13 protein-coding genes are annotated in these 18,534 nt (G+C 74.0%); 7 read left to right on the top strand and 6 right to left on the bottom strand.

Features of this window, described 5'->3' with window-relative positions; all coding sequences use genetic code 11:
• Positions 1–368: 368 nt before the first annotated feature.
• The gene (locus D7294_RS00285) at positions 369–2,342 is read right to left on the bottom strand and encodes a polysaccharide lyase family 7 protein (protein WP_120674164.1); all 1,974 of its coding nucleotides are present in this window, start codon (positions 2,340–2,342) and stop codon (positions 369–371) included.
• Between the two features lie 379 nt (positions 2,343–2,721).
• Positions 2,722–3,651: an endonuclease/exonuclease/phosphatase family protein gene (locus D7294_RS00280; RefSeq protein ID WP_120674162.1), complete on the bottom strand. Its 930-nt coding sequence runs from the start codon at positions 3,649–3,651 to the stop codon at positions 2,722–2,724.
• A gap of 264 nt (positions 3,652–3,915) precedes the next feature.
• Here D7294_RS00280 and D7294_RS00275 point away from each other — a divergent pair, with 264 nt between their 5' ends.
• Together D7294_RS00275 and D7294_RS00270 are read left to right on the top strand one after the other, a co-directional pair.
• Positions 3,916–5,130: an NAD(P)/FAD-dependent oxidoreductase gene (locus D7294_RS00275; RefSeq protein ID WP_120674160.1), complete on the top strand. Its 1,215-nt coding sequence runs from the start codon at positions 3,916–3,918 to the stop codon at positions 5,128–5,130.
• Positions 5,131–5,329: 199 nt separating this feature from the next.
• Positions 5,330–6,286, top strand: a complete 957-nt coding sequence (locus D7294_RS00270) for a sigma-70 family RNA polymerase sigma factor (RefSeq protein ID WP_422070644.1) — start codon at positions 5,330–5,332, stop codon at positions 6,284–6,286.
• Positions 6,287–6,343: 57 nt separating this feature from the next.
• Here D7294_RS00270 and D7294_RS00265 read toward each other — a convergent pair whose 3' ends face one another.
• Entirely contained in the window at positions 6,344–8,692 is a 2,349-nt protein-coding gene (locus D7294_RS00265; RefSeq protein ID WP_241561997.1) for an alpha-glucuronidase family glycosyl hydrolase, read from the bottom strand.
• 487 nt (positions 8,693–9,179) lie between these two features.
• Here D7294_RS00265 and xynC point away from each other — a divergent pair, with 487 nt between their 5' ends.
• Positions 9,180–10,484, top strand: coding sequence for a glucuronoarabinoxylan endo-1,4-beta-xylanase XynC (xynC, locus tag D7294_RS00260; protein WP_120674158.1), 1,305 nt, complete (start codon positions 9,180–9,182; stop codon positions 10,482–10,484).
• A gap of 165 nt (positions 10,485–10,649) precedes the next feature.
• Here xynC and D7294_RS00255 read toward each other — a convergent pair whose 3' ends face one another.
• Positions 10,650–11,336: an NAD(P)-dependent oxidoreductase gene (locus D7294_RS00255; RefSeq protein WP_120674156.1), complete on the bottom strand. Its 687-nt coding sequence runs from the start codon at positions 11,334–11,336 to the stop codon at positions 10,650–10,652.
• A 454-nt stretch (positions 11,337–11,790) separates the two neighbouring features.
• On the bottom strand, positions 11,791–12,396 hold the full coding sequence (locus D7294_RS00250) for an RNA polymerase sigma factor (protein ID WP_120674154.1): 606 nt from the start codon (positions 12,394–12,396) through the stop codon (positions 11,791–11,793).
• Between D7294_RS00250 and D7294_RS00245 the strand changes: the two genes are divergently transcribed.
• Together D7294_RS00245 and D7294_RS00240 are read left to right on the top strand one after the other, a co-directional pair.
• Positions 12,395–13,816 carry a serine/threonine-protein kinase gene (locus D7294_RS00245; protein WP_120674152.1) on the top strand — a complete coding sequence of 474 codons (1,422 nt, stop codon included), beginning with the start codon at positions 12,395–12,397 and terminating at the stop codon, positions 13,814–13,816. The genes D7294_RS00250 and D7294_RS00245 overlap by 2 nt on opposite strands.
• Before the next feature lie 274 nt (positions 13,817–14,090).
• The gene (locus D7294_RS00240; protein ID WP_120674150.1) at positions 14,091–14,978 is read left to right on the top strand and encodes a DUF4232 domain-containing protein; all 888 of its coding nucleotides are present in this window, start codon (positions 14,091–14,093) and stop codon (positions 14,976–14,978) included.
• Positions 14,979–15,093: 115 nt separating this feature from the next.
• On the opposite strand, the gene D7294_RS00235 is transcribed toward D7294_RS00240, so the two are convergent.
• Positions 15,094–15,624: a TetR/AcrR family transcriptional regulator C-terminal domain-containing protein gene (locus D7294_RS00235; protein WP_120674148.1), complete on the bottom strand. Its 531-nt coding sequence runs from the start codon at positions 15,622–15,624 to the stop codon at positions 15,094–15,096.
• A 12-nt stretch (positions 15,625–15,636) separates the two neighbouring features.
• Between D7294_RS00235 and D7294_RS00230 the strand changes: the two genes are divergently transcribed.
• Positions 15,637–16,893: a hypothetical protein gene (locus tag D7294_RS00230; RefSeq protein ID WP_158674540.1), complete on the top strand. Its 1,257-nt coding sequence runs from the start codon at positions 15,637–15,639 to the stop codon at positions 16,891–16,893.
• Positions 16,894–16,908: 15 nt separating this feature from the next.
• The gene (locus tag D7294_RS00225; RefSeq protein ID WP_120674143.1) at positions 16,909–18,528 is read left to right on the top strand and encodes a peptidoglycan-binding protein; all 1,620 of its coding nucleotides are present in this window, start codon (positions 16,909–16,911) and stop codon (positions 18,526–18,528) included.
• Positions 18,529–18,534: the final 6 nt, after the last annotated feature.

The raw sequence follows: 18,534 nt of genomic DNA, 5'->3' as shown, positions 1-18,534 counted from the left end.
CGGGAACAGTCGCCGGAGAAGATGCCGAAAGAATGCCGAGGAAAGCACAGGAGAGCTTCGGAAAGCCGAGGGAAGGAGCCGGGGAAGAATAGGGAAAGGTTCGGGGGAAAAGCCCGAGTGAAGACAGAGAGAAGAATCGGTGACCCCTTGGGATATCCGGTGAAGGGCAGGGGTGGTGAGAGGGGCCACGGCACGGCGAAGGGTTCGGCAACGCGACGGGAAAGGGCTCGGGCAACGGGCCGGGCGGGGACGTGCGCCGACGCATCCGCGACGCGGAACGGCCCGCCGGGAATCCGGCGGGCCGTCGCGGCCGGGCGGCGGGCCGGGCGGGCGGCCTGCGCCGCGCCCTGCCGCCCCGGCGGGGGTTCTCAGATGGCGTAGTTCCTGACCCAGTCGACCTCCAGGACGGCGGGGCGCAGGCCGCTCTCGCCGGTGAAGTTGTCCAGCTGGATGTTGAGGTGCCCCGAGGGCATGTCCTGGATGTCGCCGCGGCCGTCGTCGGCGCCGTCCTCCATCCGGAACCACTCCACGCCGTCGACGTAGCCGGCCACCCCGTCCGGCGTCCATTCGAAGGCGTAGTTGTGCCACTCGGTCACGTCGAGCGGGCAGTACTCCTGGTGTTCCTTGTCGTCGGACGGGCTCTGCGGGTAGTGCAGCCACGCGGCGAGGCACTGGCCTTCCGGGTCGGAGTTCTCGACCCAGTCGTACTCGCCGTTCTCCAGCCGGTTGCCCTCGGTGGGCCAGATCAGGTGCAGCACGTGGTAGAGCTCGCCGCTGTCCCCGGTGTTCCGCGAGCGGGACCTGATCTCCCACCGGCCGTACCGCTGCTCGCTCTCCTGCCGCAGCCAGCCGGTGTCGCCGTTCTCCTCGCCGACCATGCTGAGGATGCCGTTCGCGACGCTGCTGTTGGCCGCGCACCTGCGGCCGTTGCCGGCGTGCCCCTCCCAGCAGCCTTCCGTGCCGCCGACGTCACCGCTGGGCACCGCCCACTTGTCGGGGTCGACCGGCCCGGTGTAGTCGAACTCGTCCGAGATCGGCAGCGGCGTGCCCCAGCCGTACCGGTCGGCGGCCTGCGTCGGGTCACTCCCCCCGTCGCCGTCCCCGTCGCCGTCCCCGTCGCCGTCGCCGGTCCCGTCCCCGTCCCCGCTTCCGTCGCCGTGGCTGACGCTGAGGGCGGAGATCTCGGTCTCGCCGTAGTTGTCGTCGCTGCAGGGGTCGGTGTTGCCGCAGTTGGCCTGCGTGTAGGCGCCGGCCTTGAAGTAGTTGCCGGAGCCGGAGTAGTCCAGCGTCGTCTCCAGCTCGCCGTTGTAGTACATCTCGATCTGCCCGTCACTGACCACGTACGAGAACTCGAAGAACGTGCCCAGCTCGTAGTCGTCGGTGATCAGGTGGTGGTGCGTGGTGTCGTCATCGGTGATCCACAGCTCCGAGCCCTCCAGCCGCAGCGCGGTCACGTCGTCGTCCTCGCCGTGGATCTGCGCCCCCACCACGTAGGGCCGCCCCTCGGGCAGGTGCGTGAACGCCTCGGTGAGCGTCAGCCGGTGCGTTCCCTCGTCCGCCGGCCAGGCGATCTCGTCCGCGCCGCCCTCCTCCATCTCCCGCAGCTCGGAGCGCGGGTTGCTGGAGCCGCCGGTGGTGACCCCGTTCACCGGCGCCCGGAACCGCACCGCGTCCCCCGTCTCGTTGACCGTGAAGTACTCCTCGTGGGAGTAGCCGTCGAGTTCGGGCTGGTAGATCTCGGTGGGCTCCTCGTCGTCGCCGATGGGCAGGGTCAGCTTCCAGTCGCTCAGGTCCAGCACGTCGGAGGGCAACTCGGCCCCGCCGTCCCCGTCCCCGTCCCCGTCGCCATCCCCGTCGCCGTCGCCGTCGCGGGTGCCCCAGACCTCGACCTCGGTCAGGCTGTTCCAGTCGCCCGCGCCGTCCCCCTCGTAACCGTGCCCGACGTAGCGGACCTTGGAGGTCTGCACGGGCGTGAAGTCGAAGGACTCAAGCCCCGTCGTGTTCCCGGCGCTCTCCCCGTCGACCACGGTGACCCAGCGCGCACCGTCCCAGTACTGCAACTCGAACACATTGCGCCGCGAGGTGCCCTGGTACACCGCCAGCTTGATGTGGCTGACCGTCACCACCGACCCCAGATCCAACTGCAGCCAGGCGCCGTCCCCCTCCCCCGACCAGCGGGTGGAGTAGTCGTCGTCCACCACGTTCCCCGGCACATTCCCGTCACTCGTACTCGCCGACACCGCACCCGCACCCGGCGTCAGCTGCACATCACCGGCCTGCGCCCGCGCGGCCACCGGCGCCACCAGCGAGGTTGCGCCCACGGCGAGGAGGGCGGCTGCCACGCGCAGCCGGCCACGTCCCCGCCCTGGGAATCGGGACAAGCGGATTTGCCTCACAGGGGTGTCCTCCTTCGTCGCGCTCTCCTCCTCGGCCCGGGCCGCATCGCGGCGCAGGCCATGAGGCGTCGAGCGCGACCGTAGGGGGGAAGCCTCGGCAGGGGTGCCGGGGAAGCCCTGCCCGCCCCGGCTCGCCCGGCGGCCCCCCGGGCGGCGACCCGCGGGCACCCGGCCCGAACGGCGGCCCCCCGGGCGGGGAACCGCGGGCACCCGGCGCGCCCCAGCGGCAGCGGCACCCGGCGCGACCCGCGGCACCCCGGGCGGCCAACCGCGGGCACCCGCGCGGCGCGGCCCGCGGCCCCGGGTGCCCGCGGCGGCTCCCGGCTCAGCCGGCGAGCCGGACCAGGGCCTGTACCGGCACGTGGTCGGAGGGGTAACGGCCGTCCTTGCGGTAGGTGTTGATCGCCACGTCGAGCACCTCGACGTTTCCGTTGGCCAGAATCCAGTCGATGCGGTTCGCGTGCAGCACCGGCTCGCCGTAGGCGGGGAACGTGCCCCACTCCGGGGTCAGCTGCCGCCCGGCCTGCCAGACGTCCGTCAGCCCGCCCTCGGTGACGAGGATGCGGTAGGAGTCCGAGGTGACCGCCGGGGTGTTGAAGTCACCCGTCAGCACGACCGGCAGGGCCGGGCCGAAGCCGGCGATCCGCTCCCGCACCAGGGCCGCGCTGCGCTGCCGCGCGTTCTCCGACTGGTGGTCGAAGTGCGTGTTGACGTGCACGAACTCCCTGCCGGTGCGCAGGTCGCGGAACCGCACCCAGGTCACCATGCGGACCACCGTGTTCCCCCACGACGCCGAACCGATCACGTTCGGGGTTTCCGAGAGCCAGAAGTGGTCGTAGTCGAGCGGTTCCACGCGGTGGGTGTCGAAGTAGATCGACATGTACTCGCCGCGGCCGCCGCCCTCCCGGCCGAGGCCGATCCAGTCGTAGGCCGCGGGCAGGTCCGCGTGCACCTGCTTGACCTGGCCGTACAGCGCCTCCTGGACGCCGAGCACCGTGGGCCGCTCCAGCCCGAGGAGTTCGGCGAGCACCGGGCGCCGGTCGGTCCAGGAGTCGTCGGTGCCCGGCGCGGCGTGCGCGTCGTAGCGGATGTTGAACGTCATGACGTGCAGCCGGTCGCCGGTCGCCCGGCCGATCAGCGGCCGGGGCGCGGACCTGTCCTCCGCCACGGCTCCGGCCGCGTTGACCGCGCCCCCGGCCGCCAGCAGCCCCGCGGCACCCGCCGCGCCCAGCACCTCTCGGCGTGACACACCCATGGCAGTCCTCCTCTGATCGCCTTTCCGCCTGGACCCTCGCCGCCGCTCCTGTGCGCACCCCGGAGCCCGGGCGACGCCGCGCGGAACACCTTCCGAACTTCCGCACCCAGGAGCGTGGCCCCGCGAGGAGCCGCGGGAAAGACCGCGGCTGTGACCGGGCTCACAGCGGCGCCTGTCAGACCGGGCGGCGCCCTCTCGTTCAAGAGGCAACGCGCACCGGAGAGCCCAGAGAAACCCAGAGAAACCCAGAGAGAGGAGCCTCCCGTGAAGCACCGCATCCTCGTCCTCGGCGCCGGATACGCCGGGGCCTACGCCGCCGGGAACCTGGCCCGCCGCCTCTCCCCCGCCCAGGCGGAGATCACCCTCGTCAACGCGGAGCCCGACTTCGTCGAGCGGCTGCGCCTCCACCAACTCGCCACGGGACAGCGGCTGAAGACGACCCGGCTCGCCGACGTGTTCGCCGGCACCGGGGTGCGGCTGCGCCTGGCCCGGGTCACCGCCCTCGACCCGGAACGCGGGACGGTCGCCGTGCGGGACGCGGCGGGCGAGGAGCACCTCCCCTACGACACGCTCCTGTACGCGCTCGGCAGCTCCGCCGGCCGGCGCGAGGTCCCCGGCGTGGCCGAGCACGCCTTCGACGTCGCCGGCCGGCCCTCGGCGCTGCGGCTGCGGGCCCGCCTGGAGGGCCTCGGCGAGGGCGGCAGGGTGCTGGTCGTCGGCGAGGGCCTGACCGGCATCGAGACCGCCGCCGAGATCGCCGAGTCGCGGCCCGGCCTCTCGGTGGCGCTGGCCGCCCGCGGCGAGCCGGGGGCCTGGCTCTCCCCCCGGGCCCGCCGCCACCTGGACCGCGCCTTCGACCGGCTGGGCATCACCGTCCACCGCCACTCCCCCGTCCAGGCCGTCGAGGCGACCGGTGCCCTCGCCGCCGACGGCACCCGCTTCCCCAGCGAGGCGACCGTGTGGGCGGCCGGCTTCGCCGTCGCCCCGCTCGCGGCCGACGGCGGCCTCGCGGTCGCCGAAACCGGGCAGATCCTCGTCGACGGCACCATGCGGTCCGTCTCGCACCCGAACGTCTACGCCGCCGGGGACAGCGTCTACGCGATCGGCACGGCGGGCCGCCCGCTGCCGATGTCCTGCGCCTCGGCCGGCTTCACCGCCATGCAGGCGACCGACGCGATCGTGGGGCGCCTGACCGGCCGGAAGATCTCCCGGACCTCGCTGGTGTACGTCGGCAACCACATCAGCCTCGGGCGGCGGGACGCGATCTTCCAGCTGGTCGACGGCCAGGCGCGGGCCAGGTCCTGGTACCTGGGTGGCCGGCCGGCCGCGCGCCTCAAGGCGGGCATCCTCGCCGGCTCGCTGTGGGGGGTGGCGCACCCGACCTTCGGCCGGCCCACCCGCAGGCGCCGCCTGGCCGAAGCCCCCGCCCCGCCCGCCCGGCACGCGGGCGCAAGGCCCGCCGAGGAGGCCGCCGCCTAGGCCGAGGGACACCCGGACCCCCTGGCCCCCTGGCCCCCTGGCCCCAGCCCGGACACCCTGGACCCCGGCCGGCCCGGACACCCCGCACCCCTGGATCCCCCGGACCCCCGGACCCCCGAACACCCCGGATGCGCCGGGCACTATGGACCCCCTGGACCCCTGGACCCCTGGACCCTGGACCCTGGACACCATGGGCACTATGGACGCCGTGGACCCCCTCGCCACCGCTCGCTTCGAGGCCGGCCGGGACCGGCTGGCCGCGCTCGCGTACCGGCTGCTCGGCTCGGCCGCCGACGCGGAGGACGCGGTGCAGGACGCGTTCCTGCGCTGGCAGGCCGCCGACCGGCGGCTGATCGAGGCGCCGGAGGCGTGGCTGACCAAGGTGGTCACCCACCTGTGCCTCGACCGGCTGCGTTCGGCCAGGGCGCGCCACGAACGGGCCGCCGGCGCCTGGCTGCCCGAGCCGCTGCTCCAGGGGGACCCCATGCTCGGCCCGGCCGACACCGCCGAGCAGCGCGAATCGGTGTCCCTGGCCGTACTCATCCTGCTGGAGCGGCTGTCCCCCGTCGAGCGGGCCGCCTTCGTCCTGCGGGAGGCCTTCGCCTACCGCCACGCCGAGATCGCCGCGCTCCTCGGCATCACCGAGTCCGCCAGCCAGCAGCACGTGCACCGGGCCCGCCGCCGGGTCGCCGCCGCGCGCCGCGGCGGCGAGGCCGACCCCGCAGCCGCCCGCCGGATCGTCGCGGAATTCCTCGCCGCCGCCGCCTCGGGCCGCACCGAGCGGCTGGTGGCGCTGCTCACCGACGACGCGACCGCGCTCTCGGACGGCGCCGGGCTGGCCAGGAGCCTGCTGCGCTACGAGTCGTCCGCGCGCGTCGCCGCCCTCGTGCGGGCCGGATTCAAGCCCACCGCGGCGAAGAGGCGGTTCCTCGGCGGCGATCCGGCGTTCCACTTCGCGCTGCTCAACGGCTCCCCCGGCGCGCTCGCCGTGCTCGGCGACCGGGTCGTCGGCGCGGTGGCCTTCGAGATCGACCTCGGGATCGAAGGGGGCAGGATCGCGGCAGTTCAGGGCTTCGCCGCCCCGGCCCGCCTCGGCCGCCTCACCGCGGCCTGGCGGCGGCAGGGGCCCAGCGCCCCCGCCCTCGCCCACTGGTGACCGGCCGGCCCGCCCCCCAGCCGCGGCGTGGGGGGCGAGGCCGGGCGGCCGTCGGGGTCAGTCCGTCGCCCGGATCTCCCGGCCGCTGAACTGCTGCCAGTAGCTCACGCAGGTGTCCCGCCAGTCGGCCGCGTCCGCCTCGTGGAGCGCCAGCTTGGCCTTGACCTCGGCGAAACGGCGGGCGTCGACCTGGGACTCCAGCGAGTCCCAGGTCCGCCGCATCTCGCCGACGTACCGGACGCCCGCGTAGTAGCGGTGGACCAGCTCGTCCCAGAAGATCCTGCCGCTGGGCATCGGGCGGTCCCACGGCACGTGGTGGAACCACATCAGCAGCTCCTCGGGAACGGAGTCGATGTCCCCGTACCGCGCCGCCAGGGTGGGGAAGTACTGGGCGGTCAGGTCGCTTCCGGTGGGGGAACGATCGAAGCCGAGGCCGGTGGCGTCCGCCTGGTTGTAGTAGACGGGGCTCCAGTCCTCGCGCGCGAGGACCTCCGAGGGGGCGGGGCCGTAGTGGTCGCTCGACCGGAACTGGTGCGCCACCCCCAGCGGCGTCTGGTAACTCACCAGCGCCTCCCAGGAGCCCATCATCATCGCGACCAGGGCCGACACGAGCCCGCGGCCGTTGCCCCAGGTCATCCGGACCCAGTCCTCGGCGATGTCCGCGGAGTCCAGCGTCCAGTCCCACGCCTGGCGGCCGAAGGCGTACAGGTTGGCCTGGGAGAAGTGGTGCCCGGTCAGGTTGTCCGCGTTCCCCAGGTTGGCCACGCCGACGATGGCGGTGTCCGCGTGGTGCTGGGCCGTTCCGTCCACGATGTGGCCGACCAGGCGGCGCTCCAGCAGCCGGCCGTCGCCGTCCGTGGCGTACGTGTCGGTCTTCAGCACCTCCTCCCACATCGGGGCCAGGAAGCACAGCATCCGGTTCTGGCCGGTGTACTCCTGGGTGATCTGCAGCTCCAGCGCCTGGTTGGTGTTCTCCATCCGGCCGAACATCGGGTGGATGGGCTCCCTGGCCTGGTAGTCCAGCGGGCCGTTCTTCGTCTGGAGGAACACGTTGTCCAGGAAACGGCCGCGCGTCCCGTCGGGCTGCGGCTCGTCGTCGATGGGCCCGAACTCCAGGTAGGCCCGCTTCAACCGGTCCCGGTCCACGTCGGCGTTGTAGACGAAGGTGCGCCAGTAGATCCGCAGGCCCAGGGGCGCCACCGCGGTCGCCATGCCGTTGGCGCCGTCGCCGTGGTCGTAGCCGAAGTCCTGCGGCCCGGGCTGGCCCTCGGAGTTGGCCTTCACCGTGAAGCCGACGAAGTCCGGTATGGCCTCCTGGATCTGCCGTGCCTTCCGGCTCCACCACTCCTGGAAGGCCGGGTCGACGGGGGCCATCTGCTCATCCGTCAGCGTGTCCGGCGCGAACCGCTGATCCGTCGGCGCCGCATACCTGATGGACAGGGCGAGCCTGATCCCGTACGGCCGCAGCGCGTCGGCCAGCGCGGCCTCCTGCTCGATGTACTCGGGCGTGAGGTAGGCGTTGTCCGCGTTGACGTTGTTGATGGTGATGCCGGTGATGCCCACGGAGGCCAGCGCGCGGGCCGCCACCAGGTAACGGTCGAGGATGACCGGGAGGTTCCGCGCGGCGCTCTCGCCGGTGGCCGCGAAGTTGAAGAGCGCGCCGTTCTCGCCGTTCAGCCCGCCGGTCCCCGAGGCGTTGTTGCCCGCGTACAGGCGCTCGGTGTCCCAGTAGTTCAGGTGCCGGTTCGCGATCCTGGGCGACTCGGCGAGGGAAAGGCCGGTGATCGGCCGGTGCGTCTGCAGGCGCCGCAGGAACGCGAACGCGCCGTACAGCGCCCCCACATCGGTGTTGCCCGCGATCACGGTGAAGGCGCGCCGCCCCTGGGAGACCGACCGGATGAGGAAGCCGTCCTCGCCCACGCGCGCCAGCTCGCCGGCCGGCACCAGCCGCCGCACGACCTGCGAGCTCTCCCGGGTCCCCAGCACGACGGCGCCGTCGGGAACGGCGTGCCCGGGCCCGTCCTGCGCCGGGATCCGGCGGTCCAGCAGGCCGCTCAGCCCGCGGACCAGCTCCTCACGGGCCGCCTGCAGGGTGGAGTCCATCAGCCGCTCGGCCGAGCCCGGGGCCATGCGCAGGTCCTGCGTGTGGCGGTGGCACCTGTTCCGGTCGGCGTTCTCCACGAGGACGGTGCTGATCTGCCGCCGGTACCGGCCGAGCAGCTGCGGGTCGGCGATCGGGACATAGCGCAGCCACAGGGCCGAGCCGTCGTAGTCGTCGTCCCGCGCGGCGGCGCCGAGGGCCGCCGCGCCGTCACTTCGCGCCGCCCCGGCGGCCTCTCCCACCTGCGGCCCCAGCGTCACGCCCGCCGCAACCGCGCCCATGAACACCCGTCGACTCAAAGACATGCGGTCGTCTTAGCAGACACTCCCCCGGCTTGTCAGCATGGAGAACAATGATCACGTATATGAACGCGGCGCCGGCGCCTCGACTCCGGCCGCGACCTGGGCTTCCGCCCCTGCGCCCCCGCGATCTCCCGGGAACAGAGGAGGACTTCCGCCGGACGAATTGACGCCGGAGAGCGGGGGCCGTTACCGTGCCAGCCATCCACCATGGCGGACAGCGTTCGCCATACCGAACAACGCGCACCACCCCGCACCCCCCCACCACAGCGCGCTCACCCCCACGCACTTCGGCACGTTCCGCAAGCTCCTCAGCACGTGCACCAGGGACGCATCGCCCAGCCGGCCCTTCCGCCTTCCCGCGCCCCCAGCGGGCGCACCCGAAGGCGCCCCCCTTGCCCGCGGCAGCACACCCCCTTGGCAGGGCCGAGATGGGAGCGCTCCCATCACCAGGCCGGGAAACCGGGCACGAGAACGTTCGGGAGAAGGAGCCATGACGTCACCTCGCAACGACGCGCAGGACACCGGGCCGGGATCGCCCCGCCGGAGGTCCGTTCTGGCCACGCTGGGCGCCCTGCCCCTGCTGGCGGCGACGCCGGCCGTGGCCGCCTCCGGGGCCCAGGCCGCGGCCTCCGCCGTGGTCGTCGACCCCGCGGCGCAGCGCCAGACCATCCGCGGCTTCGGCGGCATGAACCACACCCTGTGGATCAGCGATCTGACCGCGGCCCAGCGGGAGACCGCGTTCGGCAACGGAAACGGCCAACTCGGCCTTTCCGTGCTGCGGATTCCCGTGCACGAGGACCGGGCGAACTGGAGCCGTGAGGTGGCGACGGCCCAGAGCGCCGTCGCGCACGGCGCGGCCGTCATCGCCTCGCCGTGGAACCCGCCCGCGAACATGGTCGAGACCTTCGTCCGCGGCAGCCAGACCGACGCGCGGCGGCTCAGGTACGACATGTACGCCGCCTATGCGCAGCACCTGAACGACTTTTACGGGTTCATGCGGGACAACGGCGTGAACCTGTACGCCATCTCGGTGCAGAACGAGCCCGACTACGCGCACGACTGGACGTGGTGGACCTCGCAGGAGATGGTCCGCTTCCTGCGCGAGAACGCCGGCTCGATCGGCACCAGGGTCATCGCCCCCGAGTCCTTCCAGTACGTGAAGAGCTTCTCGGACCCGATCCTCAACGACGCCCAGGCGCTCGCCAACCTGGACATCCTCGGGGCCCACCTCTACGGCACCCCGTACCAGAACTTCCCCTACCCGCTCTTCCAGCAGGTGGGCGGCGGCAAGGAGCTCTGGATGACCGAGGTGTACCACCCCAACAGCAGCGACTCGGCCGACCTCTGGCCGCAGGCACTCGACGTGGGGGAACACATCCACCACGCCCTGGTGGACGGCGGGTTCCAGGCGTACGTGTGGTGGTACATCCGGCGCTCCTACGGCCCGATGCGGGAGGACGGGCAGATCAGCAAGCGCGGGGCCAACCTGGCGCACTTCTCGAAGTTCGTGCGGCCGGGGCACGTGCGCGTCGACGCGACGCCGAACCCGCAGTCGAACGTCTACGTCTCGGCCTTCCGGGGCGGCGGCTCGGAGATCGTCATCGTCGCCCTCAACAAGGGGACCTCCGCGGTGAGTCAGCAGTTCAGCCTGGGGAGCACCGGCGCCTCCCGGGTGTCCGCCTGGGTGACGGACGCGAGCCGTAACCTCGCCTCGCAGACCGGGCCCGGCCTGTCGAACGGCAGCTTCACGGCCCAGCTTCCGGCCCAGAGCGTGACGACCTTCGTGACGGCCTGAGCCGGCCACCGCCCTGCCGCGTCCCGGCTGCCCGCCGGGGGCCGGGACGCGGCAGGGCGGGACGCGGCGGGGCAGGACCGGGGCGCGCGGGGCCGGCGCGCGGGGCCGGCGCGCGGGGCGGGACCGCGGGCGCGCGCGCCGGGGCGTGGGGTGGCCGCGCGGGCGTCAGGCCGCCGCGACCGCGAAGCGGCGCTGCACGTGGCGGGGCAGCTCGGCCTCGTCGAGCAGGGCCACGGCCAGGTCCTGCGCGGTGAGCTCGCCTGCCCTGATCACCGAGTCGGCGCCCGTGCGGTAACGGCCGGTGCGCGCACCGGAGTTGATGCGGCCGGTCGAGGGGCTGACGTAGGTCCAGCGGCGGTTGGACAGGCGGTAGAGGTCGAGCGCCTCCGCCTGGGCCAGGACCACCTGCCGGTACTCCAGGGGAACGCGGAGCACCTCGGTCAGGGTGGTGCGCAGGGCCTCCTCGTCGTCGACCAGCCGCACCCCGGGGCGCAGTTCGAGGGTGCCGCCCCCGCCGACCACGAGCAGCCGGATGGGCCGGACGGAGTCGTGGCGTTCCAGCGCGGCGAGCAACGAGCGCGCCGCCGCGGGCAGCACCTGCGCGTTCGCGATCTGCTGCGGTATGTCCTCCCCGGCGTTGATGGCGTTGACGACGAGGTCCAGGCCCTCGATGGCCGCCGCGACGGACTCCGGGTCGAGGATGTCGGCGACCCGCCACGCCACCCCGCCCGGCTCGGCGGGGAACCGGGCCGCGCTGCGCGTGAACGCCGTGACCCGATGGCCGCGCGCCTCCGCCTCCGCCACGACGGCCCCGCCGATGACGCCCGTGGCGCCGAAGACTCCGATGTCCATGGTGTGCACCTTTCCCTGTGCATTTACTAAACGGCGTTCAATCTCCGCACGGCAGATACTAACTCCACGGCGTAAGGAGTCAATGGGGGAACGGTGCCGAGGCGCGCGGGGCGCCGGCCGCGCGGGGGCGAGCGGGGCAGCGGGCTTCGGGCCCGCGCGGGGGCGTGCCGGCCCCGGGGCACGCGGACGCGCCGCGAGGGCACGGCCGGGGAGGCGCGCCGGGGGCGCGAAGGCGCGGCGGCGCGGGAGGCGAGCGTGGCGTGGCGGGTACGGGGGCGTGAGACGGGGCGCGGGCGTGGCGCGTTACGGATGCGCGAGCGTGAGGGGCGCCGGAACGACGGGACGCGGAGGCGCGCGCGGTGTGCCGGGGGTGGGCGCGAAAGTGCGGACGCGGAGGCGCGCGCGGTACGCCGGGGGCGGGCGCGAAAGTGGGGGCGTAAGGAGGGCTTGGGGGTCAGGCGGTCTCCGCCAGCCAGGGCCTGATCTCCTTGCGGGCCTGGTGCAGGCGGGACTTGAGGGTGCCCAGGGGAATGCCGACCCGTTCGGCGATCTCCGCGTAGTCGAGCTGGCAGATGTCCCGGTAGACCAGCGGGGCGACCAGGTGGGGGTGGTCCCGCTCCAGCCGCTCCAGCGCCTCCAGCAGGTCGATGCGGGAGCCGGCGATGACGCTGGTGGTGCGCGGGTCCACGCGGTGCGCGTCCTCGATGACGCCGGGCTGTTCCGCGGCCCGGCGCTTCAGCTGGCGGTACTTCTGACGGGAGCAGTTGGCCACCACCGTGTAGAGCCAGGTGCTGAACCGGCTGCGGCCCTCGAAGGCGGTGATGTGCCGCGCCACCGTCAGCAGCACGTCCTGGGCCGCCTCCTCGGCGTCCTCGCGGCAGGGCAGGAACCTGCCGCAGCGCCGCACGACATCCGGCCCGATGGCCGCGAGCAGCGCGTCCAGGGCCGCCGCCTCTCCCCGCGCCGCACGCAGCGCCAACTCCTCGGTGTGCGCCTGCGCGGGGTGCTGCACCGGTACTCCCTTCGGGGGCTTCGGGTCCGGACGGCATGATAGTGACATGGAGCGAGGCGAGCAGATCGGGCGTTACCGAGTGGACCGGCGCCTGGGGGCCGGCGCCTTCGGGACCGTCTGGCTCGCGCACGACGAGGTGCTCGCGGCCCCGGTCGCCGTGAAGGTGATGGCCGAGAACTGGATCGACCGGCTGGACATCAGGGAACGCTTCCTCGCCGAGGCACGCCTGCTGCGGCAGGCCGACTCCAACCGGGTGATCCAGGTCTTCGACATCGGTGAACTCCCCGACGGACGGCCCTACTTCGTCATGGAATACGCCGACGCGGGCAGCCTCGAAGACCGGCTGGCGCACGGGCCGCTGCCCCTTGCGGAGGCGCTGCGCCTGACCGCCCGCGCCGCCCGCGGGGCGGCCGCCCTCCACGCCGCCGGCATCGTGCACCGGGACATCAAGCCCTCCAACGTGCTGCTGCGCACCTCCCCGGACGCGGAGGGCGGGCCCCACCGGGTGCTGCTTGCCGACCTCGGCCTGGCCAAGAGCCTGGCCCACGCCTCCGGCCTGACCATGGCCGCGGGCTCCGCCGGCTACCAGCCGCCGGAACAGGCGGAACCCGGCATGGGCATCGACGCCAGGGCCGACGTCTACAGCCTGGGCGCCCTCGGCTACCACCTGGTCACCGGCGCGGTTCCGGGATCGCCCGGGAAGGTCGTTCGCCCCGCGGAACTGCGGCCGGGACTGCCCCAGGACGTACAGCGGGCGCTGCTGCGCGCCATGGAACCCGACCGGGAGCGGCGCTGGCCCACCGCGAAGGACCTCGCCGGGGAACTCGACCGGCTCGCGGATCGGCTCGCGGAGGGTCCCGCGGACCGGCCCGCGCCGCCCGCGGCCGCCTCCAGGCGCCGCCCCCGGCCGCTGCTGCTCGCCGCCGCAGCGGCCGGCCTGGCCGCCGCGGCGGCGGGGACGGTCACCGCCTGGGCGGTGGGGCACCAGGACGGCGGCGGGGGCACCCGCCTGGTGCGGGACGCCACGGGACGGGTTTCCGCCGAGGTGCCCGCGCAGTGGGCGGGTCAGCTGCGCGACTCCGGCTGGGACCCGGAGGCCCTCGGGCTCGCGGCAGGAACGGAGCCGGGCTTCGCCATCGCGGACGACCTCTCCGCCTGGCAGGACCTCGGCTCCCCCGTCAACGGCCTCTTCGTCGGCCTCAGCGAGCAGGACGGCGACGTGGCCGCCGAGGTCGCCGCCTTGGCCCACGAGGACTGCCACTACGACGGGAGCCGGGAGCACGCGGGGGCGAACTGGCGCGGCACGGTCCGCAGGTGGAGTTCCTGCCCGGGCGAGGGCGGGACCCTCACGGAGGCCGCCCTCGCGCCGGAGGAGGGCGAAGAGCCGCAGGTGTACGTGCAGATCAGGCAGTCGGGCGGGAGCGACGCAACGGATCGCATCCTGTCCTCCCTGGACGTCGCGCGGTGAGGGGGCCTGCCACGGCGCTCCGATCCGCGCGGCCGGGCCGGGGACACATTCCCCGCCCTCCTCGCGAACTTCCGTGCGCCGCCGCGCATCGGACCCGGCGACACAGCGACACGTGCCGTCGTGGAACGCGCGGTCGACCCGCGTGACGCGCAAGCACCGACGGGCGGCACCGAAGGCACAGATGGGGGCACCGATGGCGGGACAGGCGGCGATACGGATGGCGGGACGGGCGGCGGCGCGGACGGCGGGGCCGTTGGCAAGGAGCGTCGCGCACATGGCCGGGGCGGTCTCCCCCGGCGGCGAAGCGGACGGCGGGACGGGCGGCGGAACGGGCCCGGGCCCCGAGGGCGCCCCCCGCACGCGCCCCCGCACCTCCCGTACACCCCGCGCCCCCCGCCCCTTCCGGGCCCGCCCCTCCCGTACCCGCCGGATCGCGCTGGCCTCGGGCGTCGCCGCCCTTGGCCTGCTGCTCGGCGCCTGCGGAGAGGGCGGCGCGGGAGAGCCCGAGGCCCTGTCCGGCACGGCGGAGCCGGTCGCCGGCGACCAGGACGGCTCGACCAAGGACGGTTCCCCCGGCGGTGGTTCGGCGCCGGAAGGGGCGGGGGGCGAGCAGTCGCCGGGGGAGGATTCCGCGGCGGAGGGGTCCGGGGACGGGACGGAGCAGGACGGGGCCCAGGGGGACGGGGGGCAGGACTCCGGGGCCGCGGAGGGTGCCACGGAGGGCACGGCCGACGGCGGCGACGGCGAGATCACCTGCCCCGCCTCCGAGATGAGCGCCTCCGTCGGCAGGAACCAGCCGGGCGCGGGGAACTCGCACTTCGCCGTCGTGGTCACCAACGACTGGGACGAGAGCTGCGCCCTGTACGGCTACCCCGGGGTGGCCTTCGTGGACGGCTCGGGCCGGCAGTTGGGCCCCGACCCGGAACGCGACAGGACCGCCGACCCGAGCCGGGTGACCCTGGCCCCGGGCGAGAGCGCCTGGGCGGGGCTCTCCTTCGCGAACCCCGAGATCAGCGGGGCCGAGACCGCGGTGCCCGCGTACCTGTGGATCACGCCGCCGGAGACGGCCATCGCCCTGGCCGTGCCCTGGGACCAGGGCGAGGTGCCGGTCTCGGGCGACACCCCGACGATCACCGCCTTCACCCCCGGCGACGGCAGCTGAGCCATCGGCCCCGAAAGACACCCCCGGCCGCGGCCCGGACGTTCCCCCGCAACGGGGGCCGCCCCTTGGGGCGCAGGTCCCGCGGGGACTGGGATTTCGTGGTGGGTGGGAAGGGCTACGCCGGCGGACTCGAGCCGCTGGTGCGGGACTTCGGCGTCGAGGTGGCCTCCTGAGGCACGGGCGCGCCGGTCCGCGGGGCCGCGTACAGCCGCAGGAAGGCGCCGACCCCGCTGGTGACCAGCTCCGTCACCTGCCGAGGGGGCAGCGGGATCGCGCCGTGGAAGGTGCGCTGGTTCACGTTGACCACGGTGAGCAGGTTGAAATGGTCGGCGGCGCGCTCCGGGTCGTCGAGCAGCAGCAGACCGCGGTCGGCCATGCGCGCGAGGTAGGGGGCCAGCCGCAGGTGCGCGGTCTGCGGCCCCGCCTCGATCCACGCGGTGAGGACCGGTCCCGGTATCCGCGGCGCGCGCCGCACCGGATCGCCGCCCGCGCCGCGCGGCCCCCGGTCCCGGCTCGCGGTCCCCGGCTCGCGGATGCGGCGGCGGGCGGGTGCTCGCAGACTGGGAGCCGGTGGGCGGCCGGAGCGGACGTTCCCGACGTTCCCCGGGCCGTCGGCCGCGCGGCCGGAGCACAAGGAGGAGCGCATATGCGGAGTTCCGTGCGCAGTGCCTTTCCGTTCTTTTCCGAGCGGCTCGAAGGCCGCGTGAACCACATGTACCTGAACAAGCTGGGCAATGTGACCATCGGCGTCGGGAACAAGATCGACCCGGTGCAGGACGCCCTCAACCTGTCCGGCCTGGGCGCCACCCTGCTGGTCGACGCCACGGGGGCGGCGGCGACCGAGGCGGAGCGTTTCCGTGGGCTGCTGCGCACCACCCGCAAAGTGAAGGACCTCGTCACGGACCAGGAGAAGGAGGTCACCGAGGCCTCGCCCATGATGAAGGCCTACACGCAGAAGATGCAGGAGTACATCGCGGCCCAGACCACCTACAACAACAAGAGGGTGGCAGCCACGGCCGCCACCGGCCCGCAGGGGGTGGCCGCGGTCGCGGACTGGTCGGCCAACGCGCAGCTGTATCTCATGCAGGTGAAGGCGGCGGAGGACGCCTGGACGTCCGACGGCTACCGGAACGACGTGGACCAGATTCAGGCGTACATCGCCCAGACGACCGAGAAGTCGCTGCTGCTGTGGAAGGAGAACCTCAAGCGGTTCTACAACGACGCGCTGGCCAACGCGGTGGCCCCCGGCCAGCGGTTCTACTACACGACGGTGGCGCCCGGTGACTTCGCGACGGCCGCCGGCTGGACCGAGTACGGCATGCACCACTCGATGGTGGACACCACGACGCACAGCGAGACCACCTCGTGGAGCGTCGGCGGCGACGTCTGGTGGGGCTTCTGGCACGCCGGCGGGGATGCCACCGAAACCTCCACCACCTATGACACGAGCTTCCAGATCGAGGACTTCGGGCTCTCCTACAAGATGACGCAGGCGCAGATCATCCGGCCCTGGTTCTACCCCGAGTTCTTCATCAACCGCGGCTGGACGCTGCGCAAGGGCGAGGGCTGGACCTTCGACAAGATGCCCTCGGACGGCGCCCGGCCCCCCGAGGGCATGTTCGTCGGCTATCCGATGCAGGCGGTGTTCGTGCGCGACGTCACCATCAGGTCCGCCGGCTTCCAGCAGGCGTACCACCAGTACGCCAGCCAGTTCGGGGCCGACGCCCGGGTCGGCTGGGGGCCGTTCACGCTCAGCGGCAGCTACGGGCACACGGAGAGCGGGGACCACTTCCACGCCGAGGACGACGGCGCCGCGATCAAGGTGCCGGGCATGCAGGTCATCGCCTTCGTGAACCACCTGCTCGGCAAGACCCCGGACCCGCTGCCCGACATTCCCGAGGGCGACTTCGTCTGACGCAGGGGCCCGTCCATGCCGGAGATTCAGCCCCAGGGCGTCGACGCCGGCGCGGTCGCCGCCGTGGCCGCGCGGCTGCGCCGGGCCCTCGCGGCGGAGGGCACGGTGGTCAGCGTGCCCGCCCTGGTCACCGGGTACGACGCCGAGGCGCTCGGCTTCGCGGGGGCGGGCCCGGCGACGGCGGAACAGGCCAGGGCCGCGGCGGAGTTCGCGGAGCTGGTCAACCGGGTTCCGCTGGCCGCGCCGGTCTGGTCCCGGGCGGGGACCGAGCACCTGTGGGACGTCTACCGGGACGTGCTGGGCGCCGAGTTGGCGGCCACGACCCTCAGCGCAGAGGAGCAGGGACGGTACTCCGCCGCGCTGAGCCTGCTCTACCGGTTCGCGCAGGGGCGGCGGGTGCCCTCCCGGGTGTACCTGGACTACCAGAGCACCCGGCACGCCGCCCTCGCCGCCCAGGCCGCGCTCGCCGCGGGGGAGGGCACCGACCGGGAGCCCGCCCTGCGGCAGGCCCGCGACGCGGCGTTGCAGCGGTGGCGCGTCGAGGGAAGGCGGGCGGAGGTCGAGGCCGCGCTGCTCGACCTCGACACGCTGGGCGACAAGGACCCGGGGCAGGTGTGGGCCGGGTACCGGACCCAGTTCGACCCCGGCCCGGGCTCCGCGGACTGGGCCACCGGGCTCGACGGCAGCAGGTACGCGCCCACGGGCTTCGCCCCGGCCGGGATCCTCGACCAGCCGTGGTCCCAACTGAGCATCGACGCGGCCGAGTTGCCGGAGACCGCAGCCCGCATCGAGTCGCTCTCCTTCGAGTACGCCCTGGTCGACGTGGTCCGCCCGTGGCTCGACCCGGCCATGTTCCGCTCACGGGCCTGGCGCTTCCCGGCGGGGGCACAGCCGCTGAGCGACGGGGCCGACCCGCCGTCCGGGCGGTGCCCGGCCTACGTGGAATCCGTGGTGCTGGTCCGCTCGCTGCGCGTGGTCTGCGCCCCCTCCCCCGCGGGGGGCGGCCAGGGTCCAGGCGGCGGCGTGGAGCCCGGGGGCGGCGAGGGGCCCGGGGCGGGCGGGCAGGAGCGGCCCACCGGGCTCGGCTTCCTCGATCCGGCCTTCGCCACCCTGGTCCTCCGCGCGGCGCCCGAGGAGGGCCACGCCCCGGCGCCCGACGTGCTCGCCGAGGGCGTCAGGCGCTGGCAGCGGGTCGTGGGCGCCCACGAGTTCGCGGCCGCCGAGGCGCCGGAGCCCGTCCCGCCCGAGCCCACGCCGGCCGCACCGGCCGACCGGGCGGTGAGCACCACGCCGCCGTCCACGGTGCTGCTCGCGGCGTTCGTGCTCCGGCTCCTGCCGGCCTGCCCGAACCCGGACCCCGCCCTGGTGTGGGAGGGGGAGCAGCCCCTCGTGCGCCTGGCCAACGTGCAGTTCGGGAAGACCAACGAGGAGGTCCGCACGGTGCAGCGGGCGCTCCTGGCCCGCGGGCGCCACCTGCCGACCGGCGCCACCGGGCACTTCGGCACCGCCACGCGGGCCGCGTACGCCGCCGAGCAGCGGGCCCAGGGGTTCGGCGGCAGCGACGCGGACGGCGCGCCCGGGTGCAGGTCCCTGACGACGCTGGGCGAGGAGGCCGGATTCCGCGTGCTGTGCTGAGGGGGC

The sequence above is a fragment of the Streptomyces hoynatensis genome (assembly GCF_003626535.1).
In the GTDB taxonomy this organism is placed as follows: Bacteria; Actinomycetota; Actinomycetes; order Streptomycetales; family Streptomycetaceae; genus Streptomyces; species Streptomyces hoynatensis.
This window is presented reverse-complemented; position numbering and strand designations above follow the sequence as displayed.